General features: G+C 53.5%; 11 protein-coding genes and 1 tRNA gene. 3 read left to right on the top strand and 9 right to left on the bottom strand.

From position 1 onward, the window contains the following. Window positions 1-885 (top strand): ABC transporter permease, encoded by an 885-nt coding sequence (locus CYQ09_RS02710; RefSeq protein WP_239495836.1) that lies wholly within the window; start codon window positions 1-3, stop codon window positions 883-885. Window positions 886-954: 69 nt separating this feature from the next. On the opposite strand, the gene CYQ09_RS02705 is transcribed toward CYQ09_RS02710, so the two are convergent. From CYQ09_RS02705 to CYQ09_RS02675, 7 genes are all read right to left on the bottom strand, one after another. Further along, window positions 955-1,884: an AEC family transporter gene (locus CYQ09_RS02705; protein WP_106743911.1), complete on the bottom strand. Its 930-nt coding sequence runs from the start codon at window positions 1,882-1,884 to the stop codon at window positions 955-957. Between the two features lie 64 nt (window positions 1,885-1,948). Next, window positions 1,949-2,752, bottom strand: a complete 804-nt coding sequence (locus tag CYQ09_RS02700; RefSeq protein ID WP_106743910.1) for an MBL fold metallo-hydrolase — start codon at window positions 2,750-2,752, stop codon at window positions 1,949-1,951. Next, complete coding sequence (locus CYQ09_RS02695) at window positions 2,749-3,537, bottom strand: TatD family hydrolase (protein WP_106743909.1); 789 nt, start codon at window positions 3,535-3,537, stop codon at window positions 2,749-2,751. Before CYQ09_RS02695 ends, CYQ09_RS02700 begins: the two co-directional genes overlap by 4 nt. 10 nt (window positions 3,538-3,547) lie before the next feature. Beyond that, window positions 3,548-4,654, bottom strand: coding sequence for a DNA polymerase III subunit delta' (locus tag CYQ09_RS02690; RefSeq protein ID WP_106743908.1), 1,107 nt, complete (start codon window positions 4,652-4,654; stop codon window positions 3,548-3,550). After that, complete coding sequence (gene tmk, locus CYQ09_RS02685) at window positions 4,651-5,259, bottom strand: dTMP kinase (RefSeq protein WP_106743907.1); 609 nt, start codon at window positions 5,257-5,259, stop codon at window positions 4,651-4,653. Before tmk ends, CYQ09_RS02690 begins: the two co-directional genes overlap by 4 nt. After that, the gene (locus tag CYQ09_RS02680; RefSeq protein WP_106743906.1) at window positions 5,256-6,434 is read right to left on the bottom strand and encodes a D-alanyl-D-alanine carboxypeptidase family protein; all 1,179 of its coding nucleotides are present in this window, start codon (window positions 6,432-6,434) and stop codon (window positions 5,256-5,258) included. The genes tmk and CYQ09_RS02680 overlap by 4 nt, the downstream gene beginning before the upstream one ends. 26 nt (window positions 6,435-6,460) lie before the next feature. Further along, on the bottom strand, window positions 6,461-7,399 hold the full coding sequence (locus tag CYQ09_RS02675; protein ID WP_106744546.1) for an SPOR domain-containing protein: 939 nt from the start codon (window positions 7,397-7,399) through the stop codon (window positions 6,461-6,463). A 249-nt stretch (window positions 7,400-7,648) separates the two neighbouring features. Here CYQ09_RS02675 and CYQ09_RS02670 point away from each other — a divergent pair. After that, window positions 7,649-7,738: transfer RNA gene (locus tag CYQ09_RS02670), tRNA-Ser, on the top strand. 99 nt (window positions 7,739-7,837) lie between these two features. Continuing rightward, entirely contained in the window at window positions 7,838-8,386 is a 549-nt protein-coding gene (locus CYQ09_RS02665; protein WP_106743905.1) for a YaeQ family protein, read from the top strand. 99 nt (window positions 8,387-8,485) lie between these two features. On the opposite strand, the gene CYQ09_RS02660 is transcribed toward CYQ09_RS02665, so the two are convergent. Together CYQ09_RS02660 and CYQ09_RS02655 are read right to left on the bottom strand one after the other, a co-directional pair. After that, window positions 8,486-14,239, bottom strand: a complete 5,754-nt coding sequence (locus CYQ09_RS02660) for a carboxypeptidase regulatory-like domain-containing protein (protein WP_106743904.1) — start codon at window positions 14,237-14,239, stop codon at window positions 8,486-8,488. A gap of 113 nt (window positions 14,240-14,352) precedes the next feature. Further along, the gene (locus CYQ09_RS02655) at window positions 14,353-16,968 is read right to left on the bottom strand and encodes a beta strand repeat-containing protein (RefSeq protein ID WP_106743903.1); all 2,616 of its coding nucleotides are present in this window, start codon (window positions 16,966-16,968) and stop codon (window positions 14,353-14,355) included. Window positions 16,969-16,973: the final 5 nt, after the last annotated feature.

Here is a 16,973-nt window from a genome sequence, read left to right as displayed (position 1 = left end):
ATGAGCTTGCCAATCTACGCAACCACCGGTCAAAAGATCTGGTATTATTCTTTCCGCGTTATCGTGGGGCTGATCCTGTTTTTCTTGATCGCACCGATCATCATCATCATCCCACTGTCGTTTAACGCCGAGAACTTCTTTACGTTCACACCAAAGATGCTCGCGTTGGACCCCGAAGGGTATTCGCTGAAACACTACCGTGATTTCTTTACGAACCCTGACTGGATCAGACCTCTCAAGAACTCTCTGATCATCGCGCCGTTCGCGACGATCATCTCGGTTTCACTGGGCACGTTGGCCGCGATCGGCCTGTCACAATCACACGTCCCTTTCCGCCGTGGGATCATGGCGATCCTGATTTCACCAATGATCGTTCCATTGATTATCTCGGCGACCGGCATGTTCTTTTTCTACAGCCAGATGGGCCTGTGGATGGAAGAAACCTTTGGTATCTCAAAGTCACTGTCCGGCTATATCAAGGTCATCTTGGCACATGCTGCATTGGGCATCCCCTTTGTCATCATCACTGTGACCGCGACGCTTGTTGGCTTTGACCAGTCACTGACACGTGCGGCTGCAAATATGGGTGCTACGCCTACTGTGACGTTCTTTCGGGTGCAAATGCCACTGATCCTGCCTGGTGTGATCTCAGGCGGCTTGTTCGCCTTCATCACGTCGTTTGACGAGGTCGTCGTGGTGCTGTTTGTGGGTGCCGCTGCACAGAAAACACTGCCATGGCAGATGTTCACAGGCCTACGCGAACAAATCAGCCCGACGATCCTAGCGGTTGCGACTGTGTTGGTTGGCATTTCGATCTTGCTGCTGGCCACTGTGGAACTGCTGCGCCGCCGGTCAGAGCGCCTGCGCGGTATGTCACCAAGCTAACAATTCTACATCCTGAACGCAAAAGGCGGGCCAATCACGGCCCGCCTTTTGCGTTTCTGATCGTCCGTATCAGGGAAGAACGTGCAACCAGCCCCAGACGGTAATGATCGATAGTCCCGTCCCCATCAACACAGCCGAAGCCGCAACGCGACGCGCCCGACCATACATGTTAGCAAAGACGTAAGCATTCACACCGGGCGCCATTGCGCTGGTCAGGATCGCTGAACGCGAAGCGGATACGCTCAAGTCGTTGATATCGGCAAGCACCCAAACGATTGCCGGATGCAATAGAAGCGAAATCGACACCACGAACAAAATCGCGCGCATGTCGCCCTCGGGACGATAGCGGTAAAGCACGCCACCCAATCCAAACAGCGCCGCAGGCAAAGCCGCCCGCGCAATCAGATCGACCGCATCAGTTAGAACGCCAGGCAGCGGGATGCCACCAAGGTTAACGACAAACCCAAGGCAGATACCAATAATAAGTGCGTTGCTAAACATCGCCGTCAGCACCTTGCGCGGCAGCGTCGAAATGCTTCCGCCCCAATTGCGCACGATCTCCATCGCGGTAATGCCCACGCCGTAACAAAACGGCGAATGGATTGCGATAATGGCATAGTTGGCTTCTAACGCATTAGGACCATAAGCACGTTCGGTAATCGGCAACCCCAATAACAACGAATTTGAAAACAATCCGCAAAAGCCGAAAGTCACGCAATCTTCCCAGTCACGCTTAAACAATACGCGCGCCCCGAAAAAACCAGCGACGAACCCTGCCATGGCACCTGTGTAGAATGAAAATAGCAATGCGACGTCAAAGCTTTGCTGCAAATCCAACGTCGAAATCGCACGGAACAAAAGGCACGGGATAGCAAATCCCTGCGTGAACTTCATCAATCCGTCGACAACGATTTCGTCAAAGTACCCCTTCCAAACGGCAAGGTATCCAAACCCAATCACAAAAAAGACGGGTAAAATAACATCAATAAGCGCGGTCATCAGTAGCCATTCCTTTAGATACGGCTGCGCCGCAGATCTTTGCTAAACCCACCTCTGTTAAAGGTTAGGTCACGTCGAACGTCAGGGTCATACCATCATAGGCGGGCACGACATGCGCGGGCGTCTCAGCTGCCACCGTCGTGTAATCCAAATCGTTATGCATATTTGTAAGAACTGCCTGTTTTGGCTGCGCCTTTGCGATCCAATTCAGCGTTTGTTCAAGATGTGAATGCGAAGGATGCGGCGCACGGCGCAGCGCATCAATAATCCAGCAGTCTAGGTTTTGGAGTTGATCCCATGCAGCTTCGGATATCCCAGAAACGTCGGGGATATAGGCAACGTCATTCATCCTGAAACCAAGCGCGTCGATCTCACCGTGGCGGACGGTGAAGGACGACAGCGTAATCGCGCCGCCTGCCCCGTTAACAGTCACGTCTTGGGCGATTTCTTTCAATTTACAAATCGGCGGGTAGGACGATCCTGCCGGCGTTTCAAAGATGTACCCAAAACGTTTGCGTAAACCCGACGCCGTTTCGGGATCGGCCCAGACCGGCAGCATGGTACGTGTGTTGAACACGATCATCCGCAGATCGTCGATCCCGTGCACATGGTCAGCATGGCCATGTGTGTAAACCACGGCATCCAATGTCCCAACATCGGCATCTAAAAGTTGGTCGCGCACATCAGGTGACGTGTCGATCAAGACCCGCGTTTCGCCCTGCCCGTTCGATCGGGTCAGCAGAATAGAACAACGGCGACGCCGGTTCTTGGGATTGGTCGGATCACAGTCCCCCCACAGTCCACCAAGCCTTGGCACCCCACCAGAGGAACCACAGCCCAGAATAGTCACCGTGAGCGTATCTGTCATTGCGCGGCTTTCCAGAACAGCCGATCAAAGTTCTCGGTCGTTTGGCGGGCAAAGTCGGCGTAGTCCATGCCAAAGGTTTCGGCCCCCACGCGCGCGGTCAGTGCCGAATAGGCGGGTTCATTCCGTTTGCCGCGGTGCGGCGGTGGCGCAAGGTAGGGGCTGTCCGTTTCAACCAAGACCCGGTCAATCGGCGCGCTCGCGAAAATATCGCGCAGGTCTTTGCTTTTGGGAAATGCCGCAATGCCGGACATCGACAGATAAAACCCAAGATCAAGCGCCGCCTTGCCCAGTTCGGCAGAGCTTGAAAAGCAATGCATCACACAAGTGTAGGCACCGTTCGCATATTCCTCGGCCAGGATCCGCGCCATATCATCGTCAGCGGCACGCGCGTGGATAATCAATGGCAGTTTGGTTTCACGTGCAGCGGCAATATGCACCCGCAAGCTTTCTTGTTGAATGCCCATGCTTTCGGCGGTGTAGTGGTAATCTAGACCCGTCTCACCAATCCCGACAAACTTTGGGTGTTCTGCCAATTTGACCAATTCATCGAACGTCGCCAGCGGTTCTTCAGCCGCGCTCATCGGGTGGGTGCCTGCGGCATAATAGACGGGCGCGAATTCTTCGGCGATTGCACGGACTTGAGGTTCCAGCCGTAGGCGGGTGCAAATTGTCACCATCCGTTCGACACCAGCATCAAGTGCACGCTGAATGACGTCCGGGCGTTCCGCATCGAAATCCGAAAAATCTAGGTGGCAGTGGCTATCGACGATTGTTGGTTGGCTCATGGCGCGGCTTTCAGGCTGCTGCGACGCCGAGCGCCGTCTCTTCTATCTTAAAAATGATATCAAGGATCAGCGCAGCAGGGTCAAGGTTCACCGCACGCCCATGCCGAGATCGGTTCGACAAATCTTGTTGAAGCTGCGCCCACTTGCGGGCCATCCGGTCATCCGGTGATATCCGGGTCAGCAAACGGGCCTCGCCCATGGCGCCTTGGGCGTTGGGTTCACCCATCAGCCCTGCCCGCGCGGCACGCGACAAGAACAGATCGATCAAATCGAGCGTCATACCAAAGCGCACGTCAGCCGCACGCCCTGTGCAGCTATCCGCAAGTTTGAGCGCCGCTGGCCGGTCGATACGCGGCATTCCATCGAACAGTTTGACCAGTTCGCCGTACAGCTGCAGGCCGTCATGATTCAATAGCCGGATCGCATCGCCTGCCGAACCGCCAGCCAAGGCCGCTAGGCTTTCGGCATTATCGGCGGCGTGACCGGATTGTTCTAGCGCTTGCTGCAAGTCAGCCGCATTTAGGGTGCCACAGCGCAATTCGCGGCAGCGTGACCGGATCGTCGGCAATAGCCGTGACGGCTGATGCGCGATCAGCATAATCACCGTATTCGCGGGCGGCTCTTCCAGTTCTTTCAGGATTGCGTTGGCAGCGTTGCGGTTTAGTTCATCCGCCGCATCAACAATCACAACACGTCGCCCGCCATCCGCTGATGACATCTGAAAAAATGTTTTAAGCGTACGCACAGCATCTACAGTGATTTCACTGCGCAGCTTCTTTGTCTTTTCATCCCAAGGACGACGGATTACCGATAGGCGCGGATGCGCGCCAGAATGCACCAACCGTGCGTCTGGATGCTCTGGATCGACATAAAGCGTGGGATCACCGAACAGCCCGGCGCCTTCGTCAGCCAGCAAGAACGTGGCTATCTTCCACGCAAGTGTCGCCTTACCAACACCACGCGGCCCCGTGATCAACCAACCAGAATGCATCCGCCCGGATTGAAACGCGTCTAGAAAATCAGCTTCGGCTTTTGACTGTCCAAACAGGCGGGCTGTTTCACGCGGATGGGGTGCGCCCTCGATCCTGTCGGGTTCAGGGAGTGTATCGTCAGTCATAGGTGGGCCGCGATTTCGCTGGCAATTTGTTCAGGCGTCCGATTGCCATCGACAAGTACACAGCGATTTGGATGCGCATGTGCCAGCGCTAGAAATCCGTGGCGCAGCGTTTCTTGGAAACCCAGACCGAAGTCTTCGAACCGGTCTTCGCCAGATTTACGCGCTAGACCACGCTCGAGCGCCGTAGCCGGGTCCATGTCGATAATAAAGGTCAGATCAGGTTCGCGCCCGATCATCAGTTCATGCAGGCTGTCGACCATCGCGCGAAGATCACCACGTGTCGCGCCCTGATAAACGCGGGTGCTATCGGCAAAGCGGTCACAGATAACCGTCTTTCCAGCAGCCAAAGCCGGCTGGATCGTTTTTTCTAGATGATCACGACGGGCTGCAGTGAATAGCAAAATCTCAGTCTCGGCAGACCAGCGGTCCGGGTCACCAGTTAAAACAAGTTGCCGGATTTCTTCGGCACCGGGGCTACCGCCCGGTTCGCGCGTTAAGATGACATCATGCCCCTGCGTCCGCAGATGATCTGCGAACAACCGTGACTGCGTAGATTTTCCGGAACCGTCGATGCCTTCAAACGTAATGAACTTGGGCGTGGTCATGCCTCTTCGGGTGCCTCTGATGATTGTGGGCCAAATTTGGTCCATAGCACCGTTGCAGCCGTACGCAACCGTGTCGCAAAGCCGCCTTCGGATACCGCAGCGTCAGCGATAAGCGGAACACGTTTTTCGGGCAGGCCGTCAAGGTTGATCACAAGCTCTGCCAATTGGTCGCCTGCAGCAATGGGCGCTTCGATTGGTCCGTTATAAACAACCTCGGCCTCGACCGTTCCTTGGTTCAGAACTGGCACCAGCAAAGACAGATCTTCGGCGACAGTTAGCCCCACGGTCGGCGCAGCACCACGCCAAACATCTGCTGTTGCAATACGGTGCCCGGCATCGACCACATCCTTTTGTGCAAATTGGCGATAGGCCCAATTGACCAGACGCTCTGCTTCTTCGGCGCGTGCCTGCTCTGACGAAAGCCCCGTTAGCACGAAAATAATACGACGATCGCCCTGTTTCGCAGACCCGACAAGGCCATAACCAGCCTCTGAGGTGTGGCCTGTTTTCAAACCGTCAGCACCGATACCTAACGATAGGACCGGGTTACGATTGCGCGAGTTCGCAGGAACACGGCCATCAAAGGCAAATTCGCGTTCGGCGAACAGCGGGTAATAGGTTGGAAAATCACGGATTAGGTGATCGGCTAGAATACCAAGATCTTCTACAGACATGCGATGTCCAGCGGCCGGCCACCCGTTAGAGTTAGCAAAGGTTGAGTTGACCATGCCCATCTGATGCGCACGTTGGGTCATCATGCGTGCAAAACCAGCCTCTGATCCATCAGGGGACAGCGCCTCGGCCAGAACGGCGCTCGCGTCATTGCCAGATAGAATAATCACGCCACGCAACAGATCTTCGACCGTGACCCGATCGGTCGTGTCCAAGAACATCGACGACCCAGTATAGGCCGCAGCATGCGACGACACGGGCAATTCTTCATCGATGGTCAAACGCCCATCCGCGATTGCCTCAAACGCCATATAGACGGTCATGAGCTTGGACATTGACGCAGGTGGCAGCGGTACGTCTTCTTCTTTTGCCAACAGCACAGTGCCCGTTGTCTGGTCAAAGACATATGCAGCACGCGCAGCAGTATCAAAAGTTTGCGCGAAACTGGCAGTGGCACCAAAGCAAAGCGCAATCGCGGCGAAACGTAGTTTGGATAAGATCATTTGATCAATTCTCCGAATTTTGGGTGTTACTCTGCGGGAACAACAAACGCGTCAACAAAACCAATGGATTTCAGCTGCTCTAGCGCAGCATCATCAGACACGGGTCCAGCAACAACACGCCACACGGTACGACCACCGGCATCAAGCGGTTCCACATTAGCCTTTATGCCAGTGTTACGAATTTCTTGCGCAGCGCCGTTTGCATTCCGCTCAACGCTAAAGACACCGACTTGTGCAAATGGAGCCGTCGCTTCACCGGTTGCGGTTGCAACAACGGGCACTGTGACCTCGGTCGTGACAGAACCACCTGCCCCTCCAGCCTCTGCCGCAGCGATAGCGGCAGCAGCGCCCGCAATGGGATCAATCGAAGGCGCATCTGGTGATGCGACCGCGGCAGGACTATCGATATCAGCCTCCAAGCTGGTTTCAGCGACGCCAACTGGCGCAGCAAGGCTTGCAACAACAGGATTTTCGTCTGGTGTTTCAACGGGTTCTTCAGGCACTTCAATTTCGACGCGACGTAAAGCCACCACATTTAACTCTGTCGGGGCACCTGCCAATAGGCCTAGTTCCTCGGCGGCATCGGATGACACTTGCAACAAAGGACCAGGGTTTTCACGTTCACGGCGGAACAGCGCACCAATAACCGACTTTCCGTTTTCGGGGTTCCGGATCATGACACGTTCTGGGTCAGACACATCTGGATGCGCCACCCAAACGCCGCCCAAAGATGGGCGACCATCCCATAAACCACGGTCAGTCACTTCAAATACATCGGGTCGTTCGACATCGCTATCAGTTTGAACAAGCTTCCGTGTCGGCTGACGACTTGTCTCAGTCGCCGCATCATCTTTGCTTGGAACCGAAAACCCGCCATTTTCATCACAAGCTGCCAACCCGGTCAGCGTCACAAGCGCCAAAACCAGGGGTCTTGAGACACTATTGGAATATTTTTTGCCCGTCATTTTTTTCGCCCCTACGTTGCGCCCCATAATTAAGGGGATTTTGACTGTTTACCAGTCGCTTTTATTTCTGCCCGCCACGGGTTCGGATTGACCACAAAATAACGCCAAACACCAACGCAGCACCTGTCTGCGTGGACGATAACGCCCCCTCGCCCGTTATGGAACCCTACTGCGAAAATTGTCGGCGGAATTCCCCATTGCAAAAAGATGCTTTTCGAATCATTTCGGACCCGTTAGAGACCGCCCAACGGAGGCTTGGCAGAGTGGTCGAATGCACCGGTCTTGAAAACCGACGAGGGTGAAAGTCCTCCCAGGGTTCGAATCCCTGAGCCTCCGCCACCCACTCATTTTTAATCGTACAATCGGCCCTTTGGCCGATTTTGTTTGTGGTGTGGCGACGCACTAGGCATCTCTTTCTTTGCATTTTCAGGACATATCATGGCGCAGAAATCCACCATTTATAAAGTTGAACTTTCCGTGTCCGATATGGATCGTCATTATTATGAAACTCACAAACTAACCGTTGCCAAACACCCTTCTGAAACGGATGAGCGGCTCATGGTGCGCATTCTTGCTTTCGCGCTGAACGCGGACGAGCAACTGGAAATGACGAAGGGCATATCCACCGATGACGAGCCTGATATTTGGCAAAAAAGTCTGAGCGGTGAGCTTGAGCTATGGGTTGCGCTCGGGCTTCCTAGTGAAAAAATCGTCCGCCAATCCTGTGGTAAAGCTGACAAGGTGGTGGTTTACAGCTACGGCGGCAGGACCGCTAACATGTGGTGGGAAAAGATCAAAAACAGCACCACCCGCTTTGATAACCTACAGGTCGTGAACTTTTCCGAGGATCACACAGCTGAGCTAGCAAAACTGGCAAATCGGTCCATGAAGCTGAACGTAACCATTCAGGACGGCGAAGTGATGGTAAGCATTGATGACAGCGTCGTATACGTCACACCCGATAAATGGAAAACTGCGGATCATTAAAGTGTGAACACTCCCAAAAGCAACGATGCACCAACATTTCAATGTTGATGCATCATCGTATTTTCAAATGGTCGTAGTGACCGCTCGCAAACCCTAGGCTTACTTTTGTCCGAACTGATCCAAACGGTCCCACAGGGTTTCATCAAGCATGATGCGCATCCGAACATACATGCCTTCTTGGGTCAGCGGGCTGTTGATCGGCGACCGACCGATGGATTTGTTGTAACCCAACGATAGCATCGCGCCTTCGTCGAACGCGTATCCTAGTTCTGCACCGATTGCATTTGTGCTTGAGTCCGCGTCATCCCAAAGATGCATCAGGTTCAGACCCGCAATCCATTGGTCGTCGCCAAAGTCCCACTCGATGCCTGCTTGCACGAGCTGTGTCATGGTTTCAGCGTTCACAGTGTTTGCACCTTCGCCTACTTTGATTTCGGTGGCTTGGCCGGCATATTTTGCATTCAGTTTCACTGTTTCACCGGCTTCATATGTGCCGTCAATGGACCACAGATGTGTTGTGTTAGTCTGCTCGCGCTTTTCAAGCTGCTGTTCATACCAAGCAAGCATGTTCAAACGCGCATCATCGACAGGCCGATATGCAACACCTACACGCGCGCGGTGACGTATGTGGTCTGGGCCATCGCCGCGACGATCAACACCGATGCGCGAACGCGCAAGGAATGTCAGATCAGGAGAGATTTGCGCAGCGGTGCCAAAGTCCCCGTAGATCGTCCGCCCTGCATCTTCGAATGTTTGGTCAACATCCATGTCAACGATCCAAGACCGGTCTTCTGCTTCCCACGATGCGCCAACAGATAGGCTTGTCAGCGCGCTGCCGTCGTCATCCAATGGCTGTGTGTGCTCAAAGTTCGCTTGTAGCTTAAGCTGCTCGGTCATCGCCCAATCTGCGCGGAACCCTTGCACCACTTGGGCACGTTCAAGATCGTTCCCATTCGCAGTGTAATTGGTGTAGCCAGAAACCAGCTCTCCAATGCGGTAATCTGCACTGAGCTGTACATTAGTCACTTTGTCTTCGTTGGTTTGACTGTTGGATTCAATGTCCACAGATGCGCCCAACGTCCATCCTTCACCGAAACGGTAGTTCGCACCAAGGTTAGCCGTTGAGACCGGGCCTCCCTCGACCGGAACTTCAAGTTCAGATGTGAACGTCAGTGATGGTGCAGATTCAGGCTGCCAAGTACTGCCCAACAAAACATAGGTCTCTGTTGGTTGTCCTGCCGCTGACAGGTCAACGTTGCTTCGCACACCAATGCTGCTGCTTAACCGGTCATTTACCTTGCGGTTGTAGGTTAGTTCCAAGCTGGCGGTTTCCGTATCAGCAATGCGGTCAGCCAGATAACGTGCGCTTGTGGTCACGCTTGTTTTACGCGTGAGCTTGCGATCAAAGTCGATGGTCACGAGATCGCTGTCAGCGCGCGTGTCTGCGCCTGACGGGTCAAAATATTCATCGGTACGCGTTGCCTCGATTTTCAGCGTACTAACCGCACCATCGAATTCATAAGCAATACGGCCCGCGTTTCCTGTATCACCAGCGTTATTTTCAGACTGCGCCAGTTCCAGCTCTACGTTCGAAGCACGGCTAAGTTCAGTCCGCGTATAAACCGCACGAATACGTTCACGTTCGGCGGACACACCATCAGCGTCAGCATGCACAACGCGCGCGCCGATTTTTGTCGCTTCGGTCGCTTGGTAAGACACTTCACCGCCATACAACCAGTAACGATCGTTATCATCGCCTTCCGTTTCATAGGTCACGCGAATACTAACTGGGTTACCATCGGCATCGGCTTGCGCCACCGGCGTGTTGAACACGATTGCATCGCGAAAGAAATCCAGCACATAGTCAGTTCCACGGCGCTGCGCGAATGTTTCCAGCACGTCGCCCGTTTCACTGTCGCGGATCAGGATTTCGATCTTTTCTGAACCTTCTAGATATCCATCAAGATCAAGATCATATGGCCCAGAGATACCCCGCCCTGCAATTTCACGCACCTGCTGTTGCTGCGCGATATGTGCGGCAAAAACGGACACAGACACATCATTACTTTCCCAGTGCGCCTTTGCACCGGTTGCGACGCGGTTGTACCCACCTAGGCGGAAAGCAGAGCTTTCGGCTTCGATCGCCATGTCCCCATACAGAACATAAGACTGTCCATTTTCGATTTTGACATAAAGATTACCAGATGATTGCGCGTCAAAGCCACGCTCTGAATTATCGCCGTAAACAGGATAGTATTCGTCGCCGCGAATATCACGGAATAACCGATCATCTGTATCTTTGTCAGAGCTATAGCGCAGGGTCAGCAGTGCATCCCCCAGAATACGGCCCTTAAGGTATACTTCGCCGCGCAGGCCTGTTGCGGTGTCCTCGAACGGGCTAATGCGGTTTTCCTCGATCAGATCGCCGCGACCGTTCAGTGCAACCGCCCCCTCGATTACACCAACCATGATACGTTCATCCAAGTCTGGAGTGAACAAGATCTCGGCTTCGACATTATCAAAGCTACTGCGCACCTCGATCAGGTCCGGACCTGTCGTTTGCGGTGCACGCAATCCAAATGTCGCTTCGCCATTGTCGATGTAAACCTGTACACCGGGCTGGTTGTCACGGATATCGGTGACATCCCACGTCGCGTTACGTGCACGCAGTGTGACAGTGCTAGACGCGTCAAGCGGCATGCCAGCCTCATCAAGAATGCGTACAACAACTGGTACAATTGAGCCCGGCGTCGCAGACGCAGTTTCGGGAACGATCAATTCAATCTTTGACGGATCACCGGGCGCAGTCAGCGTGATTTCTTCACGAACGCGCTCGTTGCCAAACGGGTCTGCACCCACCAAAACAACAGAGTTCTTACCAGCACTCAGCGGAACCGCGATATATGCCATCGCTTGCAGGTTTTCACTCGCGAGAACAGAACGTTCGCCGATCTGGGCTGCCGAAATCGTATCGCCATTCACGCGAACGCTTAGTGTCAAATCAGCTGGGCCTTTCACCTGAATATTGACGGTGCGGCGGCTCATGGCTTGGCCATCGGTTAGACCAATGAAACCGGGCTCATTGGTGAGGCTACGCATCAAAGGCTCAAGACCTTGACGGATGGCCGATGTTGCTCGGGCCTTTTCGGCAAGCTCTGGTGCAGGTGTTGCACCTGCACGCCGGTTTGCAGTGTAAATTTGCGTTGTCGTCGCGATCCCCGCCTCTGTACGAGCCGAACGCTGATCGCCACGTGACGGTGTCATTGGCAAATCAGAGATCATGTTGCTGTCACCGCTGTGACGGTCTGCGAATGTGGTTACACGGTCAGCCACGTCTGCCAATGCCTCAGGCGTACAGGACGCCAAGGCAAAGTTTTCTGTCTGCAATTCACCACGTGTCAGCGGCACCAAACGTGAACCACCCCGGCGCATATCTGTTGTTCGTGTGACTGTGACCTCTGTTTCAACAGGCAGGGTATCTGCCATAACCGCAAGCACATGCGATACAGGGCGCAGACCAAACAAAGAATATTTACCGTCGATGTCTGTCACGACTGACAACCCGCTTTGGGTCACAATTTTCACCCCAGGCACCCCGCGTTCTTCTGGGCCGTCGCGCAGACCATCACCGTTACAATCCATAAACACAGACCCTATGATTGATGCTTCGCGGGCAAACACACCGCCAGAATTATCGTGCGTGACATAGGTGCTTGCGACGTTAGATGAGAGGTAATCACCTGTGCCCGCCTGACGACCGTCAAGGATCGCAGTATTATAGTTACGGCCAACACGTGCCTGCGACGTGAAGCTTAGAACATAGGTCAGCTCACGTTCTTGCAGGGGCAACATAGTGCCAATTTCAAAGCGATAATCACCAGTGCCATCTGCGATTGGATCCGGCCATGCCTGCCCATCAAGCAATGTCGAACCAGCAATATAAACTGCGCCAGCCGGTAAACGGTCTAGGATTTCAGCGCCAATCAGCGCCTCGTCCATGTTGTTGGTTGCATCGATTGTGTACACAACGAATTCGCCTGTGCGAACTTGGTCTTTGTCTGCTGATTTCTCAAGCGAAAGTGGCACGCCATAGGATGGGTCCAGTGGAATATCCGCAACATGCATTGCACCACCAGCGTGACGGAACGCTTGGCCGTATGACACTTCGTTGTCAGTTTGGCGGTCGTAGTTCGGAAAGCTCAGGCGTGACGAAGGAAAAGCAAAGTCACGTGGCGGTGTGACCGAGTAAGAGTAAGTTCCCGCGGTAACTTCACCCAAGGTGAAGAACCCGAGTTGATCAGTCGTAGCTTCGGCGATAACGTCACCCGACGAATTTACAACCCGTACAAGCGCGCCCTCTACTGGTGCGTTGGTCACACTGTTAAAGACAAAATTCCCCGGGTTTATTATCAAAGCATCAGTGACAGTTGCGCCGCTACACGAAGTGTAGCTATCCAGCACATCGCCGTCTGTCGTCGCCATGACGCCATCACCAAAAACAGGATCAACCATAGATGCCATCGGCAAAGCGGTCGTATAGAACAGACCTGTATTCGGACCTGTTTCGCGTGCACTGATTGTCTCTGTGTCGCCTGTGATGCGGCTCGTTACGGTGATATCCACGTTATCGGCACCCAACGTTACGTTACATGCACCAGCGCTAAGGCGCAGCATCGTATCAGATCCGTTGATACCATAGTCAGCGCTTTCACGCGTATCAGGGGAAACAAAATCAAGAGAAACACCCGCCTCCGAAGAATAACGTAAAGTCACGGTGTTGGACTGAATAGTATCGACACCACTCGCGTTTGGTTGGTAGGTCTCAGCTGTGTTGTGAACGATCAGATCACCCAAATTATCCTGAACAAACACAGTAAAGTATAAATCCGTCGATCTACCAACAGCGTAATCTTGCGGAAGCAAAAATGCGACCGCATCAACATCAGCCAATGTTGCAGGTAGTGCGGTCTGATAATCTTGCTCTAATTGACCTTGAACATGGTAAAGTGGTTGGAATTCACCAGAGCTTCCGAAGTCCACAAATACTGTGTTCAACGGCACTGTATCACGGACCAAAACGCCACGTTGTTCGCTGCCGTCAACACGAATGATGTCCCCATCAATTGCGTCATAGGTGGAGATCACAGATTCTGAATTGTTACGCAGCGCTATTTTATAAGTCAGCTCTTCGCCCGCTTCGATCACACGGCGCGATGCTGATTTCAAAATTTCCAACCCGCCGTCAACGACAACGACTCGCCCAAATGCTTCGTGGCTACCAGCAACTTCGGTATCAGACGTGCTGCTGCGCGGCGTAACGTTCAAACGAGAAAGCGCGATATCGCCCGGCGCTACGTCATCATTCACATTCAGACTGTAGATGAAGCTAACGCTTTCCCCCATGGCCAAAAGTATTTCATCGGTCGGATCGATCCTTGGCTCGCCGTCATCAATGATGCCATCAGCATCTTGGTCCCAAAACAACGTTCCATTCCGCAAAACACCATTTTCTTGCGAAGTGTCCATGGCGGCGTTTAACGCAAGTTCAGTGTTGCCAGTATTTTGTATTTCAAAGTGATGTTGATCAACTGCGCCCCGCGACAGCGTTAGATCGGAATAGCCGACTACGTCGATTGCAGGAACTTCTGCAACGATCGCTTCAACCGGGTTCGAGTAAACAGTCTCGGTCACACCAAGATTAGCATTAAAATATGTCGCCCCCGCGACATTTACGATGCGCACCCCCGACGCCACAGGCGCGGCAGATACATCAGCGACATAACCAAATAGCGCTACCCCGAACGCGAACCCAATGTTGGCAACCGATGATTTAAAAGACCTAAAATTTTCCATCTTGTAACCTTCAACCAAGGAACACGCGAAAACGTTGGAAACTGTCCCCCCCGGAACGCAACGGAGGGGACTTTATCGTGCAGCTACCCAAAAAATGCAGCTGTAGTGGCAACTTACTCGTCAACCCTCACGGTGAATTCGAGCGTCGCAACACTGCCGGGATCTACGGTACCATGCGCGCTTGAGATACTAGGCGCAGTCGCCGTTGTCACAGTGCTGGTCGCCGATGGTGTCACTGCTGCATCACAGCCGCCACCGCAGCTTTCAAACGTGGTGTAAGCAGGAACAACATCCTTGATTTCAACGTTTGCAACGGCGGCCGAACCCGTATTACTTGCTTCGATACGGTAGCGAATGCACTGCCCCGGATTGACGTCTTGACGGTCCTTGCTAAAGGTTCCGGCAGCGCCGGTGCAGCTTGGATCAATGGCTTGGGTTTTCACCAAAGTCACATCCCCAGAAACGACCACGATGCGGTCCTCAACTGTATTGTCGGCAGTATCACCATCAGTTTCCGCGCCAGCATTCAAGCTTGTCGCCAAAGTCAGCGTACCCACTTCGGAGACACCTGGAACAGACCCGGCCTGAACACGATAGATCAACGAAGCTGAAACGCCTGCGGCAAGGCCACCGATGTCATCAAAGTTATCGATCACCGGATCTGATGGGTCTAGGACACCATCCGCGTTCTGATCCCAGTAAATCGCGCCTGAGAAATCAACCAGACCACTTTGCGTGATTGCACCTTCGGTAATTGTAACATTACCTTCGTTGGTGATTGTGTGACGGATGTCCACAACGCCACCCGGCGCGGCCTGAACTGTTTGGTCCGCAACGATTGCGACATCGATAACTTCGTTCACAGTAACTTGGTTCACGATGCTATCGCTTTGACCAGAAACCGGTGACGTCAGCACAATTTCGACCAGCTGGTCTTGTGGAGCCGCACCATCATCTGATGTGATGATCGCAACAATGTTTTGTGTCGCACCTGCTGGAACGGTACCTGTGTTCGTAACCACAGTTCCATCCTCAAGCTGGAACTCGACGGACCAACCTGTTGGCAGAGGTGCAGCCAAAGACAAGTTATAGCTGTCAGAGGTCGGACCTTCGTTTTCAACTGACATCGGGAAACTAATCGCAACGCCCGGATCGCTGCTTGTTGTTACCCATGGGTTTCCGCCGTTCGTAGGTGCAGCCCCATCACCCTCCGAACCGACAACGCGGTTTTCAAGATCGACTGTAGCGGCAAGAACAGCGCCAGTGAATTCGGCAACCGCACTATTCACCTGACCAGATGCTTCCGACGTTGCATCAACTGTCGCTGTATAATTGGTTGCACCAGCTGCCGCAGGCGCAGCGTTACCCGGAAGTGTCGCCAGCAATGTCACTTTGGTTGCTTCACCCGGCGCAAGAGGACCGACGCTTCCGACAACAGGCGTGATGCCGTCTGCCCCGACAAAGCGGAATGACGTACCTGGTGGAAAATCATCGTCGGTAAAGCCAAGCGTGTAACTGTCAATTTCATTTGAATCGTTCCCGATGACGAATTCAAACCCAATCACAGCACCCTGCGACACATCCGTGGTTTCGGTGACTTCATCATCGCCAGCGGCACCATCATCAGTCGCAGACCGTACGACTGTGGTGTCAGCTTGCGTATAGGTGTCGTCCATCACATGCGCATACTGCGGGTCAACCGTTATAGACGCAGTGTTTGACGGTGGATAGGCACCAGTTCCGTCAGACTGCGTTGCAGTGTTTTCGATCAATCCAGCATCAGCAAGCGCGTCGATTGTGGTTTCAAATGTCACCGACCCTGTACGACCTGGAGCAACACTAGAAATCGTGAAATCGATCGTGTTTGTTGCCGCGTTGACTTGGTAAACGATTGTTTCACCAGAGCCGTTTGTTGCATCAACGCCAGTGCCGTTTGTTTCATCCAAGCCACCCGCGACGGTCCGATCGGACCACTGAGCAGAGGTGACAGTGTATGGCAGGTTCGTATCGATAATATCTTCGACCGCATAGGCTGAAGCAGCCGCCAAACCAGTGTTCGAATAGGTCAAAGTGATTGTGACTGTATCACCAGCGTCAACGATACTTGGGTCGCCAGCGCTTTTATCGACAACCATCGATTTGACCAGTTCCATGATGGCCTGCGATGATACCGTCAGCGTGTCAGTGTTCGACGACGTGACAGCCGCCGTTAGGATACTGGCCGCTGCGACTGTCAATGTTTCTGTCTGACCAGCCGTTGCTGTTGATGGTGCTGTCGCGTCAATGACGACACCAAAGCGTTCGCCAGCGGCCAGTGTCGGTGTTTGAGTGATTGGCGTGGCGCTATCGGCGACACCATCCATATCTGCATCAGCGTAGAAGGTAACTGACGCAAAATTGTAACCACCTGCGCCTTCGGTTGCAGTTAGCGTAAACGCGTCAGGTCCGTTACCGTCGTTGGTAATAATGTGTGGTAGAAAGGCTTTCCCCCCCGGAGCCACATTTTCAGTATTGTCAGATGTGATCGTCACACCTGCAACCTGCTGCACTACGGTCTCAACTTTATTAGAGGTGACTGTGATCGTGTCCCCTGCGCCGTTTGTGTATGTCGCAACCGCTTGGTTACCAATCACTGTGCCAGCTTCGGGTGGTGCTGCAAAGGCCGCTGTTCCGGCGAATGCTACGGCAACGAGAGCGCTGCTAGAGAGTAACGTTTTTTGATATTTCACTGTCT

The organism is Yoonia maritima (genome assembly GCF_002933395.1).
Lineage (GTDB): Bacteria > Pseudomonadota > Alphaproteobacteria > Rhodobacterales > Rhodobacteraceae > Yoonia > Yoonia maritima_A.
The sequence above is the reverse complement of the archived record's forward strand: the minus strand, read 5'-3'. Positions and strand labels throughout refer to the sequence as shown.

Excerpts from the sequence above, each read along its gene's own strand:
- CYQ09_RS02700 (WP_106743910.1), bottom strand. The coding sequence starts at position 2,752 with ATGACAGATACGCTCACGGTGACTATTCTGGGCTGTGGTTCCTCTGGT.
- CYQ09_RS02690 (WP_106743908.1), bottom strand. The coding sequence starts at position 4,654 with ATGACTGACGATACACTCCCTGAACCCGACAGGATCGAGGGCGCACCC.
- CYQ09_RS02710 (WP_239495836.1), top strand. The coding sequence starts at position 1 with ATGAGCTTGCCAATCTACGCAACCACCGGTCAAAAGATCTGGTATTAT.
- CYQ09_RS02660 (WP_106743904.1), bottom strand. The coding sequence starts at position 14,239 with ATGGAAAATTTTAGGTCTTTTAAATCATCGGTTGCCAACATTGGGTTC.
- CYQ09_RS02705 (WP_106743911.1), bottom strand. The coding sequence starts at position 1,884 with ATGACCGCGCTTATTGATGTTATTTTACCCGTCTTTTTTGTGATTGGG.
- CYQ09_RS02675 (WP_106744546.1), bottom strand. The coding sequence starts at position 7,399 with ATGACGGGCAAAAAATATTCCAATAGTGTCTCAAGACCCCTGGTTTTG.
- CYQ09_RS02695 (WP_106743909.1), bottom strand. The coding sequence starts at position 3,537 with ATGAGCCAACCAACAATCGTCGATAGCCACTGCCACCTAGATTTTTCG.
- CYQ09_RS02680 (WP_106743906.1), bottom strand. The coding sequence starts at position 6,434 with ATGATCTTATCCAAACTACGTTTCGCCGCGATTGCGCTTTGCTTTGGT.
- CYQ09_RS02665 (WP_106743905.1), top strand. The coding sequence starts at position 7,838 with ATGGCGCAGAAATCCACCATTTATAAAGTTGAACTTTCCGTGTCCGAT.
- tmk (WP_106743907.1), bottom strand. The coding sequence starts at position 5,259 with ATGACCACGCCCAAGTTCATTACGTTTGAAGGCATCGACGGTTCCGGA.